18 protein-coding genes and 2 pseudogenes are annotated in these 25,910 nt (G+C 67.3%); 11 read left to right on the forward strand and 9 right to left on the reverse strand.

The features are described from left to right. Positions 1-143 precede the first annotated feature (143 nt). Positions 144-503: pseudogene (locus ACTWLT_RS09545) on the forward strand (transposase); the annotation flags it as partial. A 259-nt stretch (positions 504-762) separates the two neighbouring features. On the opposite strand, the gene ACTWLT_RS09550 reads toward ACTWLT_RS09545, so the two are convergent. Then, positions 763-1,377: an RHS repeat-associated core domain-containing protein gene (locus ACTWLT_RS09550; protein ID WP_445317986.1), complete on the reverse strand. Its 615-nt coding sequence runs from the start codon at positions 1,375-1,377 to the stop codon at positions 763-765. On the opposite strand from ACTWLT_RS09550, the gene ACTWLT_RS09555 reads away from it, so the two are divergent. After that, on the forward strand, positions 1,371-2,057 hold the full coding sequence (locus ACTWLT_RS09555) for a hypothetical protein (RefSeq protein ID WP_445317987.1): 687 nt from the start codon (positions 1,371-1,373) through the stop codon (positions 2,055-2,057). The genes ACTWLT_RS09550 and ACTWLT_RS09555 overlap by 7 nt on opposite strands. A 708-nt stretch (positions 2,058-2,765) precedes the next feature. Here ACTWLT_RS09555 and ACTWLT_RS09560 read toward each other — a convergent pair. After that, entirely contained in the window at positions 2,766-3,767 is a 1,002-nt protein-coding gene (locus tag ACTWLT_RS09560; protein WP_445317988.1) for an IS110 family RNA-guided transposase, read from the reverse strand. A gap of 286 nt (positions 3,768-4,053) precedes the next feature. Here ACTWLT_RS09560 and ACTWLT_RS09565 point away from each other — a divergent pair, with 286 nt between their 5' ends. Beyond that, entirely contained in the window at positions 4,054-4,464 is a 411-nt protein-coding gene (locus ACTWLT_RS09565) for a hypothetical protein (RefSeq protein WP_445317989.1), read from the forward strand. A gap of 71 nt (positions 4,465-4,535) precedes the next feature. On the opposite strand, the gene ACTWLT_RS09570 is transcribed toward ACTWLT_RS09565, so the two are convergent. Continuing rightward, positions 4,536-5,486: a hypothetical protein gene (locus ACTWLT_RS09570; RefSeq protein ID WP_445317990.1), complete on the reverse strand. Its 951-nt coding sequence runs from the start codon at positions 5,484-5,486 to the stop codon at positions 4,536-4,538. Between the two features lie 1,385 nt (positions 5,487-6,871). Here ACTWLT_RS09570 and ACTWLT_RS09575 point away from each other — a divergent pair. Next, positions 6,872-12,409 carry a DNRLRE domain-containing protein gene (locus ACTWLT_RS09575; protein WP_445317991.1) on the forward strand — a complete coding sequence of 1,846 codons (5,538 nt, stop codon included), beginning with the start codon at positions 6,872-6,874 and terminating at the stop codon, positions 12,407-12,409. Positions 12,410-13,831: 1,422 nt separating this feature from the next. Here the strand turns inward: ACTWLT_RS09575 and ACTWLT_RS09580 are convergent. Next, entirely contained in the window at positions 13,832-14,110 is a 279-nt protein-coding gene (locus tag ACTWLT_RS09580) for a hypothetical protein (protein WP_445317992.1), read from the reverse strand. Positions 14,111-14,266: 156 nt separating this feature from the next. Here ACTWLT_RS09580 and ACTWLT_RS31555 point away from each other — a divergent pair. After that, a pseudogene (locus ACTWLT_RS31555) lies at positions 14,267-14,434 on the forward strand (hypothetical protein); the annotation flags it as partial. Positions 14,435-15,124: 690 nt separating this feature from the next. On the opposite strand, the gene ACTWLT_RS09585 reads toward ACTWLT_RS31555, so the two are convergent. Continuing rightward, positions 15,125-15,712, reverse strand: coding sequence for a TetR/AcrR family transcriptional regulator (locus ACTWLT_RS09585; RefSeq protein WP_445317993.1), 588 nt, complete (start codon positions 15,710-15,712; stop codon positions 15,125-15,127). A gap of 94 nt (positions 15,713-15,806) precedes the next feature. On the opposite strand from ACTWLT_RS09585, the gene ACTWLT_RS09590 reads away from it, so the two are divergent. Together ACTWLT_RS09590 and ACTWLT_RS09595 are read left to right on the forward strand one after the other, a co-directional pair. Further along, on the forward strand, positions 15,807-17,198 hold the full coding sequence (locus tag ACTWLT_RS09590; protein WP_445317994.1) for an MFS transporter: 1,392 nt from the start codon (positions 15,807-15,809) through the stop codon (positions 17,196-17,198). A 323-nt stretch (positions 17,199-17,521) separates the two neighbouring features. Continuing rightward, entirely contained in the window at positions 17,522-17,731 is a 210-nt protein-coding gene (locus tag ACTWLT_RS09595; RefSeq protein WP_252417997.1) for a heavy-metal-associated domain-containing protein, read from the forward strand. A 607-nt stretch (positions 17,732-18,338) separates the two neighbouring features. On the opposite strand, the gene ACTWLT_RS09600 is transcribed toward ACTWLT_RS09595, so the two are convergent. Then, complete coding sequence (locus ACTWLT_RS09600) at positions 18,339-18,902, reverse strand: TetR/AcrR family transcriptional regulator (protein WP_445317995.1); 564 nt, start codon at positions 18,900-18,902, stop codon at positions 18,339-18,341. 112 nt (positions 18,903-19,014) lie between these two features. Between ACTWLT_RS09600 and ACTWLT_RS09605 the strand changes: the two genes are divergently transcribed. From ACTWLT_RS09605 to ACTWLT_RS09620, 4 genes are all read left to right on the forward strand, one after another. Beyond that, entirely contained in the window at positions 19,015-19,278 is a 264-nt protein-coding gene (locus ACTWLT_RS09605) for a hypothetical protein (protein ID WP_445317996.1), read from the forward strand. A gap of 26 nt (positions 19,279-19,304) precedes the next feature. Further along, positions 19,305-19,775, forward strand: coding sequence for a DUF2269 domain-containing protein (locus tag ACTWLT_RS09610; protein ID WP_445317997.1), 471 nt, complete (start codon positions 19,305-19,307; stop codon positions 19,773-19,775). A gap of 416 nt (positions 19,776-20,191) precedes the next feature. After that, a complete protein-coding gene (locus tag ACTWLT_RS09615) occupies positions 20,192-21,160 on the forward strand; it encodes a C40 family peptidase (RefSeq protein ID WP_445317998.1) in 969 nt (322 codons plus the stop codon). A gap of 329 nt (positions 21,161-21,489) precedes the next feature. After that, on the forward strand, positions 21,490-22,056 hold the full coding sequence (locus ACTWLT_RS09620; RefSeq protein WP_445317999.1) for a DUF305 domain-containing protein: 567 nt from the start codon (positions 21,490-21,492) through the stop codon (positions 22,054-22,056). A gap of 292 nt (positions 22,057-22,348) precedes the next feature. On the opposite strand, the gene ACTWLT_RS09625 is transcribed toward ACTWLT_RS09620, so the two are convergent. Genes ACTWLT_RS09625 through ACTWLT_RS09635 form a run of 3 tightly spaced genes read right to left on the reverse strand, consistent with a single transcriptional unit; the run spans position 22,349 to position 25,835 of the window. Continuing rightward, complete coding sequence (locus ACTWLT_RS09625; RefSeq protein WP_445318000.1) at positions 22,349-24,601, reverse strand: heavy metal translocating P-type ATPase; 2,253 nt, start codon at positions 24,599-24,601, stop codon at positions 22,349-22,351. Between the two features lie 13 nt (positions 24,602-24,614). Continuing rightward, entirely contained in the window at positions 24,615-25,586 is a 972-nt protein-coding gene (locus tag ACTWLT_RS09630) for a DUF8832 domain-containing protein (RefSeq protein ID WP_445318001.1), read from the reverse strand. A 39-nt stretch (positions 25,587-25,625) separates the two neighbouring features. Beyond that, complete coding sequence (locus ACTWLT_RS09635) at positions 25,626-25,835, reverse strand: heavy-metal-associated domain-containing protein (protein WP_445318002.1); 210 nt, start codon at positions 25,833-25,835, stop codon at positions 25,626-25,628. Positions 25,836-25,910 lie beyond the last annotated feature (75 nt).

Consider the following 25,910-nt stretch of genomic DNA (forward strand, 5'->3'; position numbering starts at 1 on the left):
GACTTGACGTCCTCACCTACAGGGCTCGGTGGGGGCGCGATCGGATCCGGCTTGCAGAGGCAAACTTCCCATCAGGGAGTGTGGATCTAACGGTGTTTTCGGCCTGACTCATCGGGCGTTGTGCCTGGTGAGGAGGGTCCGTGATGACGGCGACACTGAACGATCAGACCGGACGTAAGAAGCGGGCGGAGCCGTCGGCGGAGGCGAAGGCCGCAGCCGAGCTGGTCCGGGCGACTAAGGAGCAAGGGCTGTCGTTGACCGGCCCGGACGGGTTGCTGCGGCAGTTGACCAAGACGGTCCTCGAGACCGCGTTGAACGGGGAGATGACCGAGCACCTCGGCTATGAGAAACATGAGTCGGCTGGGGTGGAATCGGGCAACGTCTGCAACGGCACCAGGGCGAAGACGGTGCTGACCGAGGCCAACGGGCCGGTGCAGATCGACGTGCCGCGGGACCGGGCGGGCACGTTCGAGCCGCAGATCGTGCGCAAGCGGCAGCGGCGCCCCGACGAGCGTCCTGACCCGCACAGCAAAAATCCCCGCCCAACGGGACGGGGATCACGCAAAACACGAACAACCATCACAGTTCGTGTGGAAATAATGTGTCCGAGGGGCGACACGACCCATTGCCCCACCGCCGTTGACGCTCAGCGCAACTCTGAAGCTCGCGCAAGTCTAGCTGCGGTGTTGACCTCTTCGGTTCCGCCGAAGAGGTCGCCCGCCTGAAAGGGCTGGTCAGGGCGTTGCCCGTGGGATCGGCGTCTCAGATGACGGAACCGCGGCGGACTCCAGCAAGCTCCTTCGCGACGCTCCACATCAATCTGCAGCCGTTGCAACCGTCGTTGTGTCCTGGGGTCCAGTGGTAGACGCCGTTGATGTCCTCGTAGTCGGCGCCGGGTGCGCAGGCGTCGTCGGAGCATGCCTTGAGGCCGGTGGGATCGGAGAATGTGATGGGGCTGTTGTTGCTGTAGGCGTAGGCGTTCCACTGTTGTGGGTCGGCGAGGTCCTGCACCGGATCCACGGATATGAACCGACCCAGTTGTGGGTCGTACTCTCGAGCTCCGATGTGAGTCAGACCGTTGCTGTCGATGTCACCGCCGACGAAGCCTTTCCGGTTGACCCAGGGAGTCGGTTGGTTCTTGCGCGGGGCGCCGTACGGAGTTTGTCGCCGGACCGTCACGGTTTGCTTCAGCGCGTCGACGGCTAGGTTTTGGGTGCCTTGGTGGCCGAAGAGCCAGGTGAGGCCGCTTCCGGTGCGTGAGGCGACGGCGCTGCCGGCGAACTGGTAGTAGCGGGTGCCGGAGGTGAGGGTGCCCTCGCAGACATCCGGATCTGCCGCCGTCCGGGCGTTCCTTGGCGTTTCCTGTATGGGTGACACTCAGCTTCTGTCGGGAACTGTCGGCCGCCGACTGGATCGCCCACAGCGACCTGCCGTGGCAGCAGCTTGTGGGACTCGGCCCCGCGGGCTTCGACGCTTACGCGCGGCTTCGGTTCCTGCCCGATCCGACATACCCCGGCCAGAGCGAGAATGACATCGACGCCGACTGGCCCATCGACCAGCTGCCCATCCTTTTCGAGGTGCTGGCCACCCGCACCACGACCCCCGAAGACTGCTACTTCTGCGTCTGGGAAGGCTTCGGCGACGCCGACGTCGCAGCCGACGACGGCGCCGTCTACATCGACAAGCAGAACACCGGCGCCCCGCTCGAGCGGCTCGGCGGCCAGCCGGGACTGGCACCCAGACCCGCTGCCCCGCCCTCGACACCGCGTGCGCCCAAGGTTGTGGTGCCCCACCGTGCGTACTGGTTGTTTCGAGGGCCATTAGCCGACGTCGGCACCTGGGACACCGCTGCGGGGTGGCCGGGCCAGCGCCCTCTCAGCAACGCCGAGCCGGCATTCGCCTGGCCCGCCGATCACGCCTGGTGCGTAACCAAGGACGCCGATCCGCACTGGGCCGGGATCGGCGGGACCCGGGCCCTGATCACCCAACTCACCACCGACCCGCGCCTTGACGTCGTTCCCGCCGAACCCACCCAGGACCTGCCGCTCTACCGGTGAACAGCCCGGTGCGCAGTTGATGAGTGTTTTGCGGACCGCTGACAGGGCCTGCCGCGCTCAGGTCGGAACGCACGGATCTGCCGCGACGGAGGCGGGAGCTTTCGTTGCAGGGGCTGCGGCGGCCATCATGGTCTCTCATGAGGTTCGAGACGCTCGTCATCGTGGAGGTGGTGGGCCGGCCGGCGAGGTACTCGTCGGCAGCCGAGCCTGCGTGGAAGGCCGCGGTCCGCGAGGCATTCACCGGGACTGGCTTAGGTCCGTGGGCGGAGCGCTTCTCGGTTCTCGTCGAGTTTCGTACGCCTGAAGCGCAACGCCAACGAGGTGTGGGACCTGGACAACCTGATCAAGCCGACGCTGGATGCGATGGAGGGCGTCTTCGGGCGCCGAGATTGGGCCGGGCCAGCGCAAGCGGCAGACGATCGGGTCGATCATCTCGAGGCGACCAAGCGCACCGTTCGGAGCGACGAAGTACCCGGTGCCCGGATCGAGGTTCGGCGCTTGGTCCAGTAACGCGAGGACGCGCAAACTCATCTGGCACCCCACTGTGTCAAGAGGCGGCGAGGAGTGGTGTTCTAGGCTGGGGCTTGGCGGGCCCGGGAAGTGACTGTTCCGAAGTGTCGATCTTGGGGATTTGATCGGCCGCGCTGGATTGAAGAGTCGTCCCCACGTGTCCTCCCGGGCCCGTCCCGGCTTTCTTGGCGTCTTTGATCATTTGCTTGTAGACGATGTCGGACAGCCGGCGCTTGAGTGCGCGCATGGCCTCCATCGGAGTTTTGCCGGCGGCGAGTTTGCGCCGGTAGTAGGCGGGCCTTCGGTGTCGTGGCGTAGCTGGACGACGGCCATGATGTGCAGGGCTCGGTTGATGCGCCGGTTCCCGGCTCGGGACAGGCGGTGGCGTTGCTGGTCGCCGGAGGACGCGTCCAGGGGTGCGGTGCCGTTCCAGGAGGCGAAGTGCCCGCGGGTGGTGAAGCGGCTGATGTCACCGATGTCGCCGATCAGGCGGGCGGCGCCGGAGGGGCCGATGCCGTTGAGGTCCTGCAGGCTGCTGCCGGTGGTTTCGACGAGCTCGGTCAGCTCCTTGTTCGCGGCCTTGATCTTCTTGTCGACCTGGACCAGTTCGGTGATCAGTTCGGAGGCCAGCCGGCGGCGGGTGCGCCCGACCAGATCGCGCGGTCGGATCGTGTTGAGCAGGGTCCGCGCCTGAGCGGCAGACAGGAACTTCTTCGCCCCACCGGGCAGCAGCTCCAGCAGCAGCTTGTGAATGCGGTTGAGCAGGTCGGTGCGGGCGGGGCCGAGACCGTCGCGGTGGTCAACCAGCAGCCTCAACGCAACCGTCACATCGTCGACGGTGACCTGCCGCAAACCTTTCGCCCGCAGGGCTGCCACGGCGACGCTGTGGGCGTCGACCGGGTCGGTTTTGCGGCCCTGACCAGTGTCGAACACCCGTGCCCGGGCGGACAGCTTCGCCGGCACGTCCACCACGGTCTCACCGTCGGCGACGAGGCGTTGAGCGATGTGCCGGCCGATGCCGTTGCAGCCCTCCACCGCCCAGATCCGGTCCTTGTGCTGCCGGCCGAGCTCCAGCATCGTCTGATAGCCGTCGCGGTCGGTGGTGAACCGGCCCCGCGCGAGGACCTTCTCGCGGTGGTTGATGATCTCGATGGTCGCGGACCGCTTGTGCGGATCCATACCGATGATGACCTGTCCCACGCTCGTCCTCCTCGATCAGACCAGGACTGAATCCGGCGAGGAGGGCAGCGCTACTTCGAGCTGGGCAGACCCCTCTTGAGCCTCTCCGCGCCACGGTGACCGGCAGGACGCATGCCAGATGAGAGCCACACCAAACCGCGGTGGGCAGCCGCCGAAAGAGCGACCCTGCCGGTCACCTCGACCAAGCTTGGCCGGGCTGCGGTCGTAACACCAGTAGATAAGTAGCCGCAGATGGCAGACGGCCACCCGGGCCACCTGCCCCCGGACCACGCAGGAGAATGTGACGGTGCGCCATGAGCATCACCTCTTCCACAACCCGCCGTCGTCGACACCGGCCGAGGTACACGCCGCGTTCGACCGGGGAGATCTGCCTGCCGCGCTGGATGCCATGGTCGGCACCGCACTGTACGGCGACGGAGACTGGAAAGAACTGCAGGACCTGCACCTTCGGCTACTCGAGCACGAGGATCACCAAGTCAGCGCCCTCGCCGCAACGTGCCTGGGGCATCTCGCGAGGGTCTACCATCAACTGGACGAACGCCAGGTCGTCGCCGCCCTGCGCCGAGCTCGGACGCTGCCACACACCAGCGGCACCGCCGACAACGCACTGGAGGACATTCAGATCTTCCTCCACCCGCGGCACGCACGGTGGCGCGGACGGGTGTTGACCGCGATCCGCCCATGGACGTGGACCTGACTCGAACGCAGCATTGCCATAGTGTTCGCGCGAGGGGTGCACAACGGCCCGCGGCGGAACACGTACGGCGGTCAGCTCTGCTGGTAGTTCACCGCAGCGAACCCGCACGGCTGGTGCAGGTGCAGGTAGTAGGCGCCCTGGCCGTAGTCGTCCAGGTCCGCGCCGCCGATCAAACCCACATAGTCCATCGGCTGGCCGCAACCGGGGCAGTCAGCGTGCTCGGCGTCCTGGATCCAGTCGGGCCAGCCGCCCAGCGTCGAGCCACCCCGATTCCAAGCGCTGGCCTGGTAAGGGCTCGGCCGCGCCGAGCCCACGACCGGCGCCAGCGCCGGCGGGTCCTCCGGTTCAGCTGAACCGAGGTAGCTCGGGCGGGTGTTGCCGGCCCACCAGGTGGTGGCGCCGGCCGACGTGACCTGGCTGTACAGCGTCGTATAGCAGGCGCAGAAATGGCATGCCTCGATCACCAGCCGGCCGGACCAGCCCGTATGTGCCAGCGCGGCCCCGACAGCAGGTTCCGTGGCGTCAAGGTCCGCGGCAACCCACAGCGGCGACGCGCACCACGGACAGGTGCGACCGTCCCCGCTTCGCGGTATTTCGCGCAGGACCCACCGGTACGCGACACTGCCGCACAGGTCCCGTCGGCTGCCGTCCGGTCCGGCCGTCCAGCCGCCCTCCAGCGCGTAGCTCAGCGCACCGACGTACAGCTCGTCCGCACCGGCCGGCGGTTGCGTCGACCAGCGACGCATGGCGCTCTCAGCGAGCGGGTGAGCAGTGTGCGCCAGGATGACGAGCAGCTGATTGAGCCGGTCCGGCGTCCGGCCGCCGTCGATCCGCTCGATGACCCGACAGACCACGTCGGCGTTCGCCGCCCGGTACAACTTCGCCGGCCACAGCACATCAACATCGAGCAGGGAGCCCAGGTACGGAGTCAGCCTGCCCGGATCGGTATCCGCGATCACGCACAGCTTCTCGATCGCGTCGTCGTCCTCGGCGGCCGCGTTCTTGATCAACTCTTCGATCATGTGGGGATGCTAGTTATATCGATCAACCGGCCACGCAACGGACCGCTGCCCACGATGCCGCAGCACGTCGGTGCCGGTGCCCCCATCTCGCCGTGATTCGGGCGCGTAGGCCTGACCTGGGGGCGATCGGCGGAGAGGCATCACTTGTACGTGAGCATGCACGCCGCCAGCGCCCGGCCCGGTGTCAGTCCCACCAGCTCCACCAGTTCTCTGGCGCGGGCTGGGCCGGTACCTCCGGTGACAAACGGTCGGAAAATGAGGAGCGTTCACATCATGGGCGGGTGGTGAGTTGGACCAACCGGCGCGCCAGCCGGTCGATTCGCGCTCGAGGCAAGGGCCGACCGACGACGGACAGCATCTGCAGCGTGAACGGAATGGGTACCTCCACCGATTAAAACACGCTTGACCAACTGGGGAACGAGCAATTTGTCCAACTCATCGATGACCTAGTGAACATTACCTTGCCGGGATACATCTGAGAGCTGGCTGAAGTCCGCAGAAGCGATGAATAAATACCGACAGCCTTTTGTGTTTTTGATCACATCAAAAAAGCCATGGACCTCCGTTCGCAGCGGGGGCATGCCTGCGGCCTGCGGCGCAGCGGGCCACCTAACGAAACAAATTGCATTTAGCAATACCTGAACGTTTGATCAGCCGAGCTGAAAGATTGATGCTCAGCTTGCCTCGGCAGTAGTTCCCTGATCGCTCCCTGTGAGATTTCTGGAGGATCAGTGTCAGGTCGAAGAAGCGTGTGGGGTCCGGTTTCCCGGGCCAGACACATGGCTCACAGTCAGGGTGGGCGGGCTCTTGCCGTCGGTCTGTCGGTGGTGTTGGCCGCGACGATGGCGGACTGGGTGACGGCGCCGCCGGTCGCAGCGACGCCGAAGCCCGCGGTGCGGCCGACGCCGGCGGCACCTCAGGTGCTGGAGCGGCCGGACGAGGCAGCGGCCCTCGCCAGCGCCCGGCTGTCGAACAAGAAGGTCCGGATCACCGGGATGACGTCGGAGACGTCGGAGTTTTGGGCGCTGCCGGATGGTCGGGTGGAGGCGGAGGTCCACGCCGGTCCGGTGCGGATGCGGGACCAGAGCGGTGCGTGGAAGCGGGTTGATTTTTCGCTCGCTACGCAACTCGATGGGTCGGTTGCGGCGGTGGCGCATCCGGCTGGACTTAGGTTGTCCGGAGCCGCTGGCTCCGGTGAGCACGACCTGGTGACCGTGGGCCGCGAAGGCGAGAGCGTTTCCCTCGGCTGGACAGGTTCTCTGCCCACTCCGACTGTGGAAGGCAACCGGGCGACGTATGCGGAGGTGCGTCCGGGCGTTGACCTGATGGTGGAGTCGACCCGGACGGGGTTCGAGCAGTTTCTGATTGTCAAGGATCGGGCTGCGGTGTCTCAGGTCCGGAGCTTGGCGTTGCCGCTGACCGGCAAGGGGTTGACCCTCGTTGACGACACACGTGGCGGCTTCGAGATCAAGCATGCTTCGGGCGAGACGGTGGGTGTTTCACCGGAGCCGGTGATGTGGGATGCGCAGGTGCAGCCTGAGTCGGGCGAGCGGCTGCGTAAGGCGAAGGTCGGCAAGAAGGTCGGTGGGGCGGCGAAAGCCGGTCGGCTTGCGCTGACTCTGACGCCAGATGAGCAGTGGTTGACCGACCCGAAGACGGTCTTCCCCGTCACCATCGACCCGGCGGTGACGCTGAAGCCGAACTACGACGCGTTCGTGCAGACCGACTACACCTCGGACCAGTCGGCTGCCACGGAACTGAAGCTCGGCACCTCCGATGGCGGCACGCTGGTGGCGCGCTCGTTTCTCAACTTCAGCGGCATGAGTTGGTTGGCCGGCAAGCAGGTGCAGGCGGCCACTCTCTACCTGTGGAACCACCACTCGTGGTCGTGCACCGCTCGGCAGTGGGAAGCGTGGCGGGTCGACGCGGTCGGCACGGTCACCCGGTGGATCAACCAGCCGGTCTGGCGGGAGCGCTCCGGCTACACCTCGACGACCAAGGGCTACAACTCCGGCTGCAACGACGGCTGGGTGAATGTCCCTGTCACCAGTGTGTTCGCGGTGACCGCAGGTAACGGGTGGTCGACTGCGAATATCGGGCTGCGGGCGGCCTCGGAGACCGACAACCTGGGGTGGAAGCGGTTCAACTCGATGGAGGGGGCGAACGATCCGTACGTCACGCTGACGTACCAGTCGCTGCCGACCGTCAACGCGCGTACCACCGTGCCGTCCACGCCATGCGTCACCGGTTCGGGCATCCCCTACATCAACACGAAGACGCCGCAGCTGCGCGCGCAGGTCAATGACGCCGAGGGCTCGCAGGTCCGGGCCGAGTTCGAGTGGCTGACCGGCGGAGGCACCCGGATCGGCGGCACCACAGTCGGGCCCGGAGCGTCCGGCTCCTGGCTGGCCGCCTCCGTCCCAGCCGGCGCGTTCGCCGAGGGGGGCACCTATTCCTGGCGGGTCCGCGGCAACGACGCCATCGCCAACGGCGCGTGGAGTGGCAACTGCTCCATCATCGTTGATACCACGGCACCCTCGGCTGCGCCGACGGTCTCCTCAACCACCTACCCAGCAGGTCAGTGGGCGGGAGCGGCCGGTACCGCCGGTAGCTTCACCTTCACCGCTTCCGGCGTCACCGACGCGGCCGCGTACGAGTACGGCCTCAACACCAACCCGCCGAACCAGACGGTGAACGCGCCGAGCCTGGGCGCGAACGCCAGCGCGTCGATCACCCCAACGGCAGACGGTCCGCAGACCCTCTACGTCCGGACCCGCGACCGGGCCGGTAACCAGTCGGCGATCAAGACGTACACCTTCAACGTCGGCTCCGGGGCGATCACCGCGCCCAAGGAGGGTGACCTCACCGCGGCGAAAACCGCGATCACGGGTGTCGGGCAGTCCTCGGCTACCAGTGTCACCTACCAGTGGCGACGCGGAGACGCCGACGCGTGGCTGAACATCCCGGCCGCTCACGTAACCGTGTCCGCAGGGGGCGGGGCGGTCATCTGGCCGCTGGCCACCAGCGGCGGCGGAGCATTCCCCAAGCTGAACTGGGACGTCGAGGCGACACTCGCCGCCGCGGATGCGGAGTCGATACCCCGCGATGGCCCGCTGCAGCTGCGCGGCACCTTCACCGGCGGCACCGGCGGCACGTCAAGCCCCGTGAAAATCACCTTCGATCGCACCCAGGCATCCGCCGCCTCCGAGGACATTGGGCCTGGCTCGGTCAACTTGATCACCGGTAACTACAGTCTGTCCGACAGCGACGTGTCCGTGGACTCGTTCGGCAGTGACCTGACGGTCACCCGCTCCTACAACACCCGCCGGGCGAACGACACCGACGCGGCGAACATGTTCGGCCCCGGCTGGGTCTCCGGCACGGTGATCGAGGAGACCAATGCGCCCTACACGGCGTTGACCGTCTACGGCTCACTCATCCAGGTCGGGTTACCCGAGGGCGACACGATCGGGTTCACCAAACGCACCGCGGCGGCCTTCGATCCGGAGGTCGGGATGGAATCGCTGAAGCTGGCCTACGACGGCGCCGGCGACAAGTACACCGTCACCGACAACGACGGCAACACGGTGCGGTTCACCCGGGTCACCGGCACCGCGGCCGGCAAGTACTTCCCGACCTCGGTCACCGCGCCGGGCAGCAACCAGACCAGCACCCTGAGCTGGGAGAAGGTGACGATCAACAACAAAGAGATAGTTCGGCCCACCCGGATGCTGGCGCCGGTGCCCGACGGTGTCAACTGCGCCACCCTGACCCGCGGCTGCCGAGCCCTCACCTTCACCTACGCGTCAACCACCACCGCGACCGGCACGGTGGAGGCATCCTGGGGCGATCACACGGGCCGAGTGAAGGAAATCTCCTTCACGGCCTGGGACCCGGACCTGGCAACTCCCGCGATGCGGACGGTGCCGATGGCTCGGTACACGTACGACAACGCTGGGAAGCTCCGGGCCAGCTGGGACCCGCGCCTGGACTGGAACGACGCCGGCACCACCCGGCATCTCTGGGACACCTACGACTACACCGCAGGCGGGATCCTCAGCGTCGTCAAGCCGATCGCCCAAGAGCCGTGGCAGCTCAGCTACACCACCATCCCGGGTGACCCCGGGCTGGGCCGGCTGCACAAGGTGACCCGCTCGGCGCTGACCGCCGGAACCGCCACGCAGACGGTGGTCTACAAGGTCCCGGTCTCCGGCGCCGGCGCGCCCTACGACCTCTCACCCGGGCAGACCAGCCGATGGGCCCAGACCGAAGCACCAACCGACGCCACCGCGGTCTTCCCGGCCAATCAGGTCCCGGACGGTAACCCCCAAGCGGGCACCCTGCCGTCGTCGTACGAGAGGGCGACGGTGACCTACCTCGACGCCAACGCCCGAGAGGTCAATACCGCCACACCGGGGAACCACATTGGCGCCACCTGGTACGACCAATGGGGCAACACCATCCGCACGCTGACCGCCGGCAACCGGGCACGGGCACTCAACGCCGGTTCGTCAGACGACGCGGCGGCGGAGAGCATGCTCGCCCGCAGCCGCTCCACCCTTAACATCTACTCCTCCGACGGGCAACGGCTCACCAGCACCTTGGAGCCCGAACACGACGTGATGCTGCCGAACGGCACCACCGTGCGTGGGCGCAAGCACACCATGAACACCTACGACCAGGGAGCGCCGACCACAGGTGGCCCGTACAACCTGGTGACCACCCAGGCCGTCGCCGCCCGGATCTGGGACAGCAACGGCGTGGAGAGCGACACCGACCAGAAGACCACCACCACCACTTACGACTGGGCGCTGCGCCAGCCGACCGTGGTGACGGTCGACCCGGCCGCGCTGGCCCAGACCACCCGCACCACGTACGACCCGATCACCGCCCAGACCACCTCAACCACGGCTCCGGCAGGCGGCGCCACCACCAACACGCCCGCCACCCAAAAGACCATCTACTACCGCGCGACCTCGGGTTCCGGCTACACCGAGTGTGACCTGAAGCCGGAGTGGTCCAACCTGCCCTGCCGGGTACAGCCCGGCGGCCAAGCCGCCAGCGGGCCGGAACTGCCGGCCAAGGCCACCACCTACGACATGTTCAACCAGCCGAGGATCGTCACCGAGAAGACCAGCGCCGGCACCCTACGCACCACCACCACGACCTACGACAACGCCGCCCGAGCGTACGAAACCAGCGTGGCGGCGTCGGGGCTCGGCACGGCGGTGCCGATCAGCCGCAAAGTGTATGAGGCGGCGACCGGGCGGCTGCTGCGCGTTCAGTCGGTGCTCGGCGGGCTAGCCACGGCGCAGGTAGAGAAGGGCTACGACGGCCTGGGCCGGCAGACGTCCTACACCGACGCCGACGGAGTCACCTCGACCACCACGCACGACCTGCTCGGGCGGGTGGCGACCAGCAACGACGGCAAGGCCACCCGGACCTACACCTACGACGACGGCGCCGAGCGGCGTGGCCTGCTCACCTCAATCAACGACACACAAGCCGGCACCTTCTCCGGCAGCTACGACGCCGACGGCAAAATGACATCCGAGACCTGGCCAAACGGCGTGCAGGTCACCACGGATACCGACGAGACGGGCACCCAGGTTGGCATGACCTACGTCAAGCCAGGTTGCGCGGCGAGCGACTGCACCCTCTACACAGAGTCCGTCGTGGAATCGACGCATGGACAGTGGCGGGACCACGCCTCGACGCTGTCCACCCAGAGCTACACCTACGACCAAGCCGGCCGGCTGACCACCCTGCGCGACACCATCGGCGGGCAGTGCACCGCCCGCTCGTACGGGTTCAGCACCTCGTCGAACCGCACCTCGGCCAGCGCCTACGGCCCGGGCACCGACGGTGAGTGCCAGACGTCGACTCCGGCATCGTCGCGAACCTGGACCTACGACACGGCAGACCGGGTCAACACCGCCGGTTACGTGTACGACGCGTTGGGCCGCACGACGACGGTGCCCGCGATCGACACCGCCGTCACGTCGGGCGGGAACGCGACCCTCGCGTACCACTCGACGGACCTGGTGGACACGATCACCCAGGGCGGACGCATGACGGATTACGTCTTGGACGTGACCGGTGAGCGAGTCCGTTCATGGACCGACAACGCCAGCGGGACCGCCATCCAGTCGGTGCACCACTACGACGGGGACGAGGACAGCCCGTCGTGGACACAGGAGAGCGCCGACCAAATCACCCGACCGGTGTCCGGCCTGTCGACGATGGCCGGCATCTTCGACAGCGAAAGCGCGCAGGTCGACTGGCAGATCACCAACCTGCACGGCGACCTGATCGCGACGATCCACGCCGACGACGAGGGTCTATCTCGCACCACCGAAGCCGACGAGTACGGCACCCCGCGCAACCCCGACGACACCGGCACGCAGCGCTACGGCTGGCTCGGCGCCAAGCAGCGAGCAGCGGACACACCGTCAGGCATCATTCTCATGGGCGTTCGCCTCTACAACACGATCACCGGCCGCTTCCTCCAGACCGACCCCGTCTACGGGGGTAGCTGCAACCGATACGAGTACACGTGCGCAGACCCGGCCAACAGCACCGACCTTGACGGCAAGCGCAGGTGCGTCTTCAAATGGTGTTGGGGATACAGCACCGGAAAGGGGCGTTCGAAATATTGCTGGGACTGCACTGCTCACCGGATCGGTGATAAGGCCAACCGCTGGAAGCAGCGCTACATCTCGCGCCCGGCGCGCAAGTTCTGGAATCACAGGTACACACGGTCGTGTATGGCAGGTTCCGGGTTGGCACAGCTAGGCAAGTTCTTCGACACGGGAGCCAAGAAGGAGTGGCGCAAATTCAACTTCCGGGCTTTCGGTTGGTGGGCAGTGGGCGGCTGCGTGGTCGGAATGGGCAACAGGTATCGCATGGAGCGGGGTTGGTAGCGGAGCATGTCAGAGCCCAAGAAAGAATCTCCTGTAAGAGCGCCAGAGCTGCTGCGAGCCATGGGCGCGATCAGCATCTTCTATTTACTGGAGGAGTGGCGCCCTGACCATTGGGCACCCGGCTTATGGAAGTTGCCATTCTATGTAGCGCAACTACTCATCGGCATTTATGTCTTTGATGGCCTTTGGCTTCTTTTTCAGAGGCTGCGAAGGTCGAGTCGATAAAGTAGTGGTCTGTTGAACGGGTACCCCGACGGTTCGCATCGCCGGGGTGCCCGCTATCTTCTGGTGCTGGTCACCGAGGAGGGCGATCCGAGGCAACGCAGCATGGTCGGCATGGGCTGGCAGCCGAGGGCTGAGGCCCTAACCCGGAATTCGCTGATCCACGAGGCCCGCATCGACGCTCATTGCGGAGCTTCAGCAGGCGGGCGTCCTGTCGACTGAGGCCGTTGCACGGATCGCCGAGGCCGCGTCCGCCAAGCCGACGCCGGAGAGGTCGCGCGAGTACATGCGCACGCAGTATCTGGACGACTTCTTCCCGGGCGACGAAGAATAGCTAGGCGTCGCGCGCCGAGGATGCGTCAGGGGCGGGACCACCCTCCGGGGGTCGGGGAGGGGCCGGGCGCCCCGCCCCTGTCGCATGTGGATGCTGGCACCGCATCCGATGTACATGCGCCGTCTGGCCATGCACCGTTACATCCGGTTCACACCGTTGCTTCGTGTTGCGGCTTGTACCTACGGTGCTCGACTGACCGCTTGGCTTCGACACCGCCGCCCCTCGAGTCCCCGTGTCCGCCACCTCCACCCCGCCGGATAGCCCGTTCTCCCCGAGGGGCAGCGTGCGCAGCCGCGCGTGGCAGGTGCCGATCGACCAGGCGGTTGCGGTGGCTACATCTGCCGGTTTCCGCGTCACCACATGAAGCGGCCCGACCCGCGTCTAGGTCAAGCGGGACTGGCGTACGGCGGCCCGTGTCACGCCCACCCACGGTGGTGTCGTCGTGAAGCCGGCGTGGACCGGTGAGCAGGCAGCCCTGGTGGCCGCCGTACTGATTTTGCTGTGCCTGTGCGGGGGCGAGCTCTAACCGGCACCCGTACCCCCGCGGCGGTCAATGCTCAGCAGGTCGCGGCAAAGGGCGGGGTCGCCCTCGGGCGATTGGAGGGTGGGCAGCCCCGCCCTTGCCGCGTGGAGCGCTCACACCGCGCGTCCGGTATACATGCGCCGGTCAGGGTCGCAGCGTTACATCTGATCGTCCTTGCGTAGAGTCATGTCCCGTAGCGCGTCCTGCGGCGCTGCTCGACGCAGGTAGTCGCGCCGCATCTGACGGCGGCGCTGACGACATCGGCGGCATGCCCACGGCAGCGGCCACCAGCGGCCGCAGACCCAACATCGCCACATGCCTAGCGCTCACAGTCACGGGTCCGTCACGTGTCGCACCTGCGACTCGCCAGGCGTGGCCGGCGCCGGCTCGGCGGAACAACAGCAGGAGAGGCGGGCTGCCGGGGGACCACCGGCGGCGGCCGGTCGGCGATCTCCACCTCCGGCAAGTCAAGGGCCTGCGCGGCGATCACCACATCGGCCTGCCCGTCGAGGACCATGCGCAGCGCCACCATGCCCGGAGCGACGGCTGTCACCTCGTAGCCGCGGTCATTGGCGTGCTGCGCGGCGACGGCGAACCGGCGCGCCTGGTCGTCGACGGGCATGACGATGACCGCGCGGGGAGACTGCGGGCCGGCTACCGGATGTGATGGCGGGCCGCGGTTCTGCAGGTGGCTCTACCAGGACGGCCGCCGTTACCCGCGTAGCCCGCGGCCAGGTCCAGGAGCCGACGTATCTGGTAGGACAGGCAGCTCTACGCTCGCCGCGTCGCCCTCGTCGAACCAGGCTTCGCCCAGCTGTTCCAGCGGTTCGGACGCCGCTTGCACCAACGCGGCACCGCCGCCATCGACACCGAGATCAAACTCCTCGGCGCGGTGCACAACCTGAACAAGATCTTCCAGCACGATGCCAGGCCGAGGACCTGTTGACAGTTGAAGATCGAAAGCTGTGCGGCAGCCTCCCACCTGCCCGTCCGGGGCGCCCAAACCCTCCCGGCCAGGACCGGGACGACCACCCGGCCGCCGCAACAACCACCCCACCCCACCCCACGACGTCCACACCGCGACCACCACGATCGCCAAGAAACCGGCCACAAAGAAGCCGAAGTCCGTCAATCCCCGTCCACGCCGCACAGGTTAAGATCAAGTTAGAGCGGACGCTCGATCGTGGGCGCGTTGAGCGTCTACTGGGGATGTTGGAGCTAGCCGCTCGCTGCTCGGACGCCAGCTGCGATCACGATGTGTGTGCTACCGCACACGCTATGAATGGGCCGCGCTGCCGCCGGTGACGCTGCCGCCACACCGCCCGCAGCACCGATCGTTTAGGCACCTGCCAGCTGACTCGGCACCGGCCGTGTCGCTCTTTACCGGTAGATGGGCCCTGATCGAGTCCCCATCCTTCGCCATGATTGTCGGGTCAACCCAAGATGGCGGGCACGGCAGCTCACGAGCCCCACAGATGTAGGTCCTCAGGGAGGCCATCAAGGTGGGGTCGTCGAGCAGGGGCTGGGCTGCCGGCTCGATTTGCTGGGAACTGGACGAGGCAACAGCAGGCGAGGTGGAGGACCCCCGTTCCGTTTGCCGGCGTCGAGCCTGGGGCCGATGAACCGCAAGCGGCTGCTATGTGTCGGCACGCGTGTAGGCGGCCAGGACGGTCTCGGCGATGAGACGTGGCGCGTCCACCTGCGCTAGGAGCCCGTTGGCTACGTCCACCGCCGCGCCCTTCAGCAAGTGGTGCAGGACGCTGGTCAGCCAGGTCGCCGGGAGGTCATCTCGAAAGGCTCCTTCGGCTTGGCCGCGACGGATCAACTCATCTACGCGCTGAGCAGGTTCGGCGTGTAGTTGGTGTATCCGTCCGGGAGGGAGCGCCGCCTGAGCCGCTGCAAGGACGGCGCTCGCCCGGGCGATCAGCAGCCAGCTTGACTCGATCAGGACGCGCAATGCCCGTCGAGGGCTGCCTGAGAGATCCAGACTTGCCAGGACCGCCTCGCCCTCGGATATGACTCGTACCAGCGCAGCCTCGATGAGGGCGTCCCGAGTCGGGAAGTGCCCGTAGAGAGTCACTCGACCCACTCCTGCGGCCTGGGCAATCTCGCTCACGCTCGCGTCGGCGTTTCGACTGAGGCTGGTGATCGCGGCGTCCAGGATCTTCTCGACGTTTTGCCGAGCGTCGGCTCTGCGGGCCTGGCTGGTTCCCGAGTGGGACATGCAACTCCTTCAAGTCGAACAGACCTGTATGAGTTATGGTAGCCGCTACAACTCGAACACTCATGTTCAACTTACCTGAAGGAGGCGGATAGTCATGGCCGAAACCATGGCCCCGACGAGTCCGACCCGCGGTCCCAACCCGCACCGCTGGAAGATCCTGGGCCTCGTCGGCGTCGCCCAGTTGATGTTGATCCTGGATGTCACAGTGGTCGCGATCGCCCTTCCCCACGTGGGTGCGGACCTCGGCCTCGGGCGGGAGACCCTCACCTGGGTAGTGAGCGGTTACACCCTCGCCTTCGGTGGCCTGCTGCTACTCGGGGGCCGCGCCGCCGACCTGTTCGGAGCCCGACGCCTTGTCATCGTGGGGCTCCTTCTGTTCACGGCCGCGTCCCTGCTCGCCGGACTGGCAACCAACGGCCCCATGCTGCTGGGCGGTCGCATCGCCCAAGGCGTTGCTGCGGCGATCCTGTCCCCCGCCGCGCTCTCTCTGGTCGTCACGATTTTCGAGGGCGATGAACGCAACAAGGCCCTCGGGATCTGGTCTGCACTGGGTGGCAGCGGGGCCGCCCTGGGGGTCCTTCTCGGTGGCCTATTGACCGCCGGACCGGGCTGGCCGTGGGTGTTCTTCATCAACGTCCCGGTGGGACTCGTCCTGCTGCTCATCCTGCGGGCGCAACTCCCGCCGCAGCAGAGCACCGGGGCGCCGGGGCGGCTTGACGTACCGGGAGCGGCGCTGGTGACCGCTGCCACCGGAACCCTGATCTACGCACTGATCAGAGCTGGAGACCAGGGCTGGGGCACCCCAACGACCGCGGCGCTCCTCGCAACGGCGGTGGCTCTCTACGGTGGTTTCGTTGTCCGTCAGCGCCTCGCGGCGAGCCCGCTCATGGATTTGCGACTGCTGTTGCGCCGACCGGTGGCGACCGGGACTCTGCTGATCCTGGTGGCCACCGCCCTGATGATCACTGTCTTCTTCCTCGGGTCGTTCTACCTTCAGGACCACCGCGGCTACGGCGCCCTGCAGACCGGATTGCTCTTTCTCCCGGTAGCGCTCGCGACCATGCTCGGGGCCAACGCAGCGGGCCGCGTCGTTGGTCGTACGGGCCCGCGCACCCTCGCCGTGCTGGGACTTCTCCTCGCTGCGGCGGGCTTCGTGATCCCCGCGCTATGGGGCGGGACCGTGGCCATGGTTTCCGGCGTCAGCCTTGCCGCCGCCGGCACCGGGGCGGTCTTCGTCGTCGCATCCGCTACTGCTCTAGGGCAGATCGATCCACGAGAGGCCGGGCTGGCGTCTGGAATTGTCAGCACGTTCCACGAGTTCGGGGCATCGCTCGGCGCCGCTGTCGTGTCGAGCATGGCCGCGGCAAGTATCGCCGGGACCAGCACTGAAGGGTTCTCCCGTGGTTTTACCACCGGCGCCATCATCGCGGCCGCCGCCGCTGGCCTGGCCTTCATCATCACGCCCAGGCCACGCTCCAGTAGCTGACCCCTGAACGTGTCGCCGGTCGGGTGGGACTCCACCGGCGACACATTCGGCAAGGGCAGGCGTTGGATTGCGCCGGCCGGCAAGCAGTCTCCGCCGGACAAGCGACATCGCCGCATCAGGATGCCTCTGCGACAGGCCCCGTTGTGTGCGCCGGAAGGCTCTGAGGCACCCGAGCCAGGACCTGGCTGGGGTGCGTGAGCCGACGACGCACGCCGTGGAGGCCTGGATACCCGTAGGGGGTGGGGGTTGTCCGGTCCCACTCCTGTGACGTAGGGTCCGAGCAAGTGCATACCCTGTAGGGGTATAGGAGAAAGGGGATGGTCGTGGGTGCCAAGACCTACAAGGTCAACGGAATGACCTGTAACGGCTGCGCGAACAAGGTGAAGGCCGGAGTCGGTGCGGTAGAGGGCATCGCCAGCGTCGAGGCGGACTCTGCCACCGGTCAGGTGACGGTGACGTCAGACGTGAACATCGACGACGCCATCATCGTGAGGGCGATCCAGGAAGCCGGTTACGAGGCGGTCCCCGCCTGACGAAAGCGCGGCAGTCCAGGCCGGGTCGTCTGCGCCCCGCTGTCCCACCTGGGCAGCTCCGCCCGGCCTGGACCGGGGGCTGAAGTGCGGTCGCTAACCCGTTCGACAAAACTGCCGCGCACTACCTGGGCGATCCTCCACTCCGCGGTTATCAAACGAATGGCCGTAACCGACTCCGCCTAGCGCAGTGGCGGGGAGTCGGGATCGGCTCGCCGCGATCCCCCGGGTAGGCGACCGTCGCACCGGTCTCCTCCGACAGTCCCCGAGCCAGCTTCCGGCCTTGGCCAATCCACTCCCGGTACTGCTCGTCGGTGGCGACCCGACCACCGCCGTACTCGCTGTGCAGGTCCTTCCAGTCCGACCACGCCCGCACCCCGGTGGCCAGGCGTGCCGAGAGGACCAGCCCTTCCGGGCGTGCCATGCCCACGACTCCGCGGCAGGAACGCCCACCATGAGCGGGAATCCCGCCCCAAGCCCAGAGAAAAGGCACCGTAGTCGAACGTGACGTCCAAGCGTCACACGCCAGGCGGGCGGCCTCGCGGGCAGCCCAGGGGCATATCGCCGGCCATGCCTCCATCCACCACCGCCTCGGCTTTCGACGCAGATCCTAGGGGCGTAGCCCCGCGACCGTGACGGCGACAAGCCGGTTGACAGCGGCGCCGGTCGATAGCTCGGTCGCGGCGTCAAGGGCATGCAGGCAGTAGTCCGCGAGTTCGCTCGGCGCGATGTCGTCGCGGACGTGTCCGTCTGCCGCGGCCTCGGAGAGCAGTTCGGCGAAGAAGTCGCGCAGGTGGCGACGTGCCTGGAGCAGATGAGGGCCTCGATGCAGCAGCGACGCGAGCGGATGGTCGCGGTGCCCATGCTGGATGGTCGCGTAGGCATTCAGCACGGCGTGGAGCCGTTGCTCCGGGCCGCCATCCTTCGAGCCGATGGCTGCGAGGTGGTCGAGATGGTGCCCGATTCGCCGTTCATGCCACGTGATCATGATGGCTTCGACGTCGGGGAAGTACTTGTAGAGCGTCGCCCGCCCGATTCCGGTGGCTTTGGCGATCTGCGACATCGTCACCGACGTCAGTCCGTGCTGTGCTACGAGGTCGGCGGTCGCGTCGAGTACGGCGGCCTGCACGGTCCGGCGGTGTTCCTCGATCGTGGTCGTCCAGAGCCTGGGCACGAAGAAATCATACGTGGTGGCCCCCTGGCGTCACCATGACTCAAGGTGCGACACTCTGTCTCGAAAAACCGATAGAGGCTTGAGAGGCAGATGCTCCATGGATGATCAAACAGTGAACAGCGACGGTCAGAGTTCGACCATTCCTCCGGTGAAGGACTCGGCCGATGCTCGCGCGACGGCGACTGGTCGGGCCCCGCGCTGGTTCAAGGTGCTGGCGGTGGTCGGGGCAGCGCTGGTATTGCTGGTGATCGCGATGCTGCTCGCCGGTCACGGGCCCGGCCGGCACATGCACGGTGCGACCGCCGCTGTCGGCGCCTCTCCGCTTGCGACCTTGGGCGTGGACAGCGGGCGCGGGGCGTGCCGGTCGTGCGCTTGAGCCCGCGTGGTCGCAAGGTCGCGTTGGTGATGCACATCGGGTGTTCAGTCGGCTGGCTAGGCGCGGTGGTGACGTCTTTGGTTCTCGCCGTGGCGGGGTGGCTCGCTAGTGACGCTGCGATGACGCGCGGGGCCTACCTTGTTCTGGAGGTCGTCGGCTGGTACGCCCTCATCCCGTTGAGCCTCGCGTCCCTGCTGACCGGCCTCGTACAGTCCCTAGGCAGCAGGTGGGGGTTGTTCCGGCACTATTGGATCCTCACCAAGCTGGCGATGAACCTTGTCGCGGTCGGCGTGCTCCTGCTGTACATGCAGACTCTGGGGAATTTGGCGACGCTAGCCCGCAACGCGACCAGCCCAGCAGATCTCCATCTCCTGCGCAGTCCCTCCCCCGTCCTGCATGCCGGAGCAGCAGTGGCGCTCCTGCTCACGGCATTGGTCCTGTCTGTGGTCAAGCCCCGAGGGCTCACCAGCTACGGACACCGCAAGGCGCATCCATGACCGCCACTGCGTCGGCGTCGCAGTGAGGCTCAGCCAGCCGAGCCTCGTGTCGCGGTGTCATCAGTGGGCGCCTAGCCTCGCGCCTGGCGTGCTGGCCCGCGGTAGGTGCGCACATCATTCGACGGGTAGCTGATCCGGATCAACGTGGGTGCTTTCGCCGTCGGTGCTCGACTCGTCGATATCACTCGGTCCTCGCTTTCACGTCGCCGCTGGTCCCCGCGCCTACCCGCTTCCGCCGACTACTAACAGCTGGTAGTAGACGGCTCAGCGGCGCCTGTGTAACCTCCGGTGTGATCGGCCCGGCCCGCACTTCAGGCATGGGAGATGCCGCCGTGTGGGGACGGCCGCTCAACGTGCCCGACGACGTGTCAGCCGAATCCGCTCGGCCGAGAGGGTGTGCAGTGGTGAGGTCACGCGTGAACCGCCTGCTGGTCGGTGCGGTCATGGTCGCGTTGGTCAGCGTGGCAGGCGGGGTGAGCGTCGCGGTGCCAGCGAGAGCCGAGCCGTCCGCCGCGGAGATTGAGCGGCAGCTCGATGCGGCGTGGGAGAAACTCGAACCGGTCATCGAGCAGTACAACGGGATCCATGCGGAGCTGCAGTCCAACAAAGCCAAGTCCGCGGTACTGCAGAAGAAGATCGAGCCCCTGCAACTACGGGTTGAACTGTCTCAGGGGCAGGTGAACGGGTTGGCGGCGCGGCAGTATCGGCTGGGCCCCGCCTCGTACATCAACGCCGTCCTGGCGACGGGCGACCCGCAGTCGATGTCGGATCGGTTAGCGATGCTCGACTACGTTTCGCGGTCCAACAACCGGGCGATCGCCGGGGTGGTGGCAGCGCGTGACGATCTGATGCGTCAGCGCGAGAGCGTCGAAGCGCTGGTCGCGAAGCAGAAGCGGCTGGACGCCGAACTCGCGGGACGCCGCAAGGTGATCCAGGCCGAAGTTGACCGGCTCGAGACTTTGCGGACTCGGAGCGGCGGCGGATCAAGCGCGTCGACGGCGTCGCTGCGGATTGGCTCCTGCCCAGCGGTCAACCCCGGCGGTGCCGCCGGGACAGCGGTGAAGGTGGCGTGCGCGCAGATCGGCAAGCCGTATGTGTGGGGTTCGGATGGGCCGGACTCCTTTGACTGCTCGGGGCTGACGCAGTATGCGTGGAAGGCGGCGGGAGTGTCGCTGACCCACTTCACCGGTGCCCAGTGGCGCCAGGGAACCCCTGTCTCCCGGGCTGACCTGCGCTCTGGCGACCTGGTCTTCTTTTACAGCGACCTGCATCACGTCGGCATGTATGTGGGCAATGGTCTTATCGTTCATGCTTCTCGTGCCGGGGTGCCGGTGAAGATGGCGCGTCTGGACTCCATGCCGTACATGGGTGCGCGTCGACCCTGAGCGAAGGCGGGCATCGCAAGCCGGTCCACGCGGCGCCAAGCGGGCTGAGCATCAGGACGGCTGCTGGACGGCTCACGGTCACAGCTGTGGCGAGCACGGCGTCGCGAGCGCTTGATGCGTTTCCGGCGAGCGTCGCTAGGGCTTGTTCAGCTCCGATGGAGACCCGCGGCCAAGGTGGCCCCTGCCCGACGCTGGCCGGCGGAGAGGTCGAGTTAGTGCAGCGGCTGCAGGGGTATGCGCTGCCGCCCAGATTTCTCCGATGTGCGTGGCCACCGCTCGCGCTATCGGATCCTCATCAAGGCCCTTCGGGGTCAGTGTGGAGGCACGACATGAGCAGACGACGCTTCCGGGTCATCGGGGCAGGCGCGTTGATTGCACTGGCCGTCGCCGTCGGCGGAAGTGGCAACGTGGCAGCCTTCGCGGCGCCCAGTCCGGCTAGCCCGTCGCCATCAGGACCAACCCACGGATCGGCCATGTTCGCCGCCATGATGGTGTCCCACCATGAAGAAGGCATCGAACTCGCGCAGCTGGCAATAGATAAGGCTTCAACTCCGGGAGTGAAGGCGATCGCCGAACGCTCCCAGCGGAATCAGCAGGCCGAACTGCCCGAGCTTCGGCAGGTCGCCCAGGGTGCCAACATGAGCGCGCAGCCGCCGGAGCCGCCGCTGTCACGGTTCAATGAGCAGGAGATGAGCCAATTGCAGTCGCTGTCCGGCCGCGAGTTCGACCTCGCGTGGCTGGACATGTTCAGCAGTCACCACATGTCGGCGATCATGATGGCGGACATGGAGTCGGCCACCGGTACCGGCCAGGCGGCGGAGCTGGCAAAGAAGATCCATGATGAGCAGCTGCAGGACGTCTCCGAGATGAACGATCTGCGCGATCAACTCCGATAGAGCCGCCGGAGCCCTGATCGGATGGGCTGAACAAGATCGTCCTTCTCTCGCGCACACGGCGGGAAAGCCCGCTTCGACTGGCGGCCCACGGAGATACCCAGGTATGGATACGGCCGATGTGGCGTGTTGCCACATCGGCCGTATCCGTGTTCCGGTCACCAACGGAGCGGGTCCCGGTCGTGGCTCCTGGGCCGCCAGGATCGGTGGGGTCGACGCCGCCCTGGTCCTGGGGCAGCTCGACCTGCTGATCTCCGGGCACAGTGCCGGGCAGCTGCGCCTCGTGTGCGATGGGCTAGCTGACGGGTTGGAAGCGGCGCAGCCGGAGGCTGTTGGCCACCACGAACACCGACGAGAAGGCCATTGCCGCGCCAGCGATCATCGGGTTGAGCAGACCGGCCGCGGCCAACGGCAGAGCGGCCACGTTGTAGGCGAAGGCCCAGAACAGGTTGCTCTTGATGATGCGAAGGGTTCGGCGGGAGAGCCGGATGGCGTCCACGGCGGCCGTTAGGTCACCGCGGACCAGGGTCAGATCCGATGCCTCGATCGCCACGTCGGTGCCGGTGCCCATGGCCAGGCCCAGATCGGCCTGGGCCAGCGCGGCGGCGTCATTGACTCCGTCACCGACCATCGCGACAACCTTGCCGTCGGCTTGCAGCCGCTTGACCACGTCGACCTTGTCAGCCGGCATGACCTCAGCGATCACCTCATCGATGCCGACCTCCGCCGCGACGGTTCGGGCGACGGCGGTGTTGTCGCCGGTGAGCAGCACCGGGGTCAGCCCCAGTGACCGGAGCTGGCCGATCGCGGCTCGACTGGTTGGCCGGACCACATCGGCGACCACCAGCACCCCTCGGGCCCGACCACCCCAGCCTGCCAGAACCGCTGTGTGACCTGCCGTCTGCGCGTCGGCCGCGGCCTGCTCGACCTCGGGCGGTACGTCCAGGCCGCGCTCGCGTAGCAGCCGAAGCCGACCGACCAGTACCTCGCGACCGTCAACGGTGCCGCTCACGCCAAGCCCTTCGGCGTTGGCGAAGCCTTCCACCGGCGCTAGCGCGCCGGCCTTGGCGGCGCCAGCGGCGACCGCCTGGGCGATCGGGTGCTCGCTTGCGGCCTCCAGTGCGCCAGCGAGGCGCAGCAGTTCGTCAGCGTCCTGCCCGTCGGCGGGGACCACGTCGACCAGGGTCATCTTCCCGGTGGTGACCGTGCCGGTTTTGTCCAGCACCACGGTGTCCACCCGCCGGGTCGACTCCAGCATCTCCGGTCCCTTGATAAGGATGCCGAGTTGGGCGCCCCGGCCCGTGCCGACGAGCAGCGCGGTCGGCGTGGCCAGGCCGAGCGCGCAGGGGCAGGCGATGATCAGCACGGCCACGGCGGCGGTGAACGCGGCGGTGAGGCCACCGTCATTGCCGATCCAGAATCCGAGGGTGCCGACGGCGAGCGTGATGACGATCGGCACGAACACGCCGGAGATCCGGTCGGCGAGGCGCTGCACGGCGGCCTTGCCGGTTTGGGCCTGCTCGACGAGCTTGGCCATCTGGGCGAGTTGGGTGTCTCCGCCGACCCGGGTGGCGGTGACGACGAGTCGGCCGCCGGCGTTGACGGTGGCGCCCACCACGGTGTCACCGGGACCCACTTCGACCGGGACCGATTCGCCGGTGAGCATGCTGGCGTCGACGGCCGAGGTGCCCTCGTCCACCACCCCGTCGGTGGCGATCTTCTCGCCTGGGCGGACCACGAACCGGTCGCCGACGGCGAGCTGGTCGACGGGGATCCGGGTCTCCACCCCGTCGCGGAGCACCGCCACCTCCTTGGCGCCGAGTTCGAGCAGGGCGCGCAGGGCGGCGCCGGCGGTCCGCTTGGAGCGGGCCTCGAAGTAGCGGCCGGCCAGGATGAACACCGTCACCCCGGCGGCCGCCTCCAGGTAGATGTTGCCGGCGCCGTCGGTGCGGGTGATGTCGAAGCGGAACGGATGCGTCATCCCGGGCATCCCGGCGTCGCCGAGGAAGAGCGCCCAGAGCGACCACCCGAAGGCGGCGAGCGTGCCCAGCGAGATCAGGGTGTCCATGGTCGCCGCGCCGTGCCGCAGGTTGGTCCAGGCCGCCCGGTGGAAGGGCAGCCCACCCCAGACCACCACCGGGGCGGCCAGGGTCAATGACAGCCACTGCCAGTAGTTGAACTGCCAGGTCGGCACCATGGCCAGCAGGACCACCGGCACGCTGAGCGCCACCGACACCCAGAGCCGGGTCCGCAGGCTGTGCAGCTCGTCTACTGGCTCGGCGGCGTCGGACGACGTGGCCGAGGGCGGTGGGGGTAGGACCGCGGTGTAGCCGGTCTTTTCGACCGTCGCGATCAGGTCCTGCGGTGTGAGGGTGTCGTCGTAGCGGACGGTGGCCTTCTCCGTGGCGTAGTTGACGGTGGCGCTCACGCCCTCCAGGCGGTTGAGTTTCTTCTCAATGCGGGCGGCGCAGGAGGCGCAGGTCATCCCGCCGATAGCCAGTTCGATCTGGTTCGGCGCAACGCTCAGCGGCTTGGCGGGTGAGGTCATGACAAGCTCCGCTTCAGTTGTGGCCATGGCCGGGTTCGCCGTGCCCGGCGCTCTCTGACGGGGTTGGCGTGGCAGGCGCCGCGGGTTCGGCGGGTCCGCCAGCGTCGGCGGCGTCGCCAGCGGTGAGGGTGAACGCCGCGGTACGGACGGTGCCCTGGTGCTGGAAGTCGAGGAACAGCCGGTATGTGCCGGCGGATGGGACCTCGGCGAAGAAGGTGACCTGCGGGCCTGAGGTGGTCCGCCCGTCGCCGGGCACGCCGTCCGGGTGTACGTGCAGGTACGCCAGGTCACCTTGACGCAGCGCGACCAGGTGCCCGTATGCCCCTAGGTAGGGCTGAAGGTCGGTCACGGCAGCGCCGTCGCGGTTGATGGTCAGGGTCAGTTTGGCGGTGCGGCCGGGCTGGAGGGCGCCGTCGATGGTGACGGTGTAGCCGTCGACGGTGCTGCTGGTCGCGGGGGCGGGCAGCGGGCGGGGGGTGAACGGGCCGGGTACGGGCACGTCCACACCGAGGGTCACCGGCTGGGCTCCGCTGGGCGTGAAGTCGGCGAAGGCGCGCCACGTGCCGGGCTCTCCGAGCGGCGAGGCGACCCGCCATGTGCCGTCCGGGGCCATCTCGGGGTGTACGTGCCGGAAGCCGGAGAGGTCACGCCGGGTGACGATCAGGTGCATCCGCTTGTCGTGCGCCTCGTCGAAGGTCGTGACGGCCCGCCCATCGGGGCCGTTGATCCGGAAGGCGAACTCGTTCGCTGGGGCGGTGACGGGGGTCAGGGTGTAGCCCCGGTCGGACACCAGCAGCCCGCCGGGGATCTGCCGGGCAGCTTCGGATCCAGTGTCATCGTGGCTGGCGTCGTCGTGCCCGGCGGTGTCATGGCGGCTCTCCGCGGCCGGCGCGACGGGGTCGGCTACCTGGCCGACCCCGTACGCCGCGCCGAACACCACCGCGAGGCCGAGGGCGAAACCACTCAACTTTGTCGCCGTGTTCATGTGACTGGCACCTCGGTTCTGCGGAGTGGGTGGGAATTGTCAGGCGTTGACGAGGTCGTAGCCGGCCTCGTCGACGGCAGCCCGTACGGCCGCCGGGTCCAGGGGCGCCTCGCTGGTCACGGTGACCTGCCCACTGGCGAGGTCCACCGAGACATCGCTGACGCCGGAGATGGCGCCGATCTCCGTGCTGACCGAGTTGACGCAGTGCCCGCAGGTCATCCCCTGCACCTGGTACGTGGTGGTGGTCATGTAGTTCCCCTCTCGCACACGCTCACGATATACCCCAGGGGGGTACTTACGGGACGGACACTCCCCCACCCCTTC

The sequence above is a fragment of the Micromonospora yongxingensis genome, from assembly GCF_052601155.1.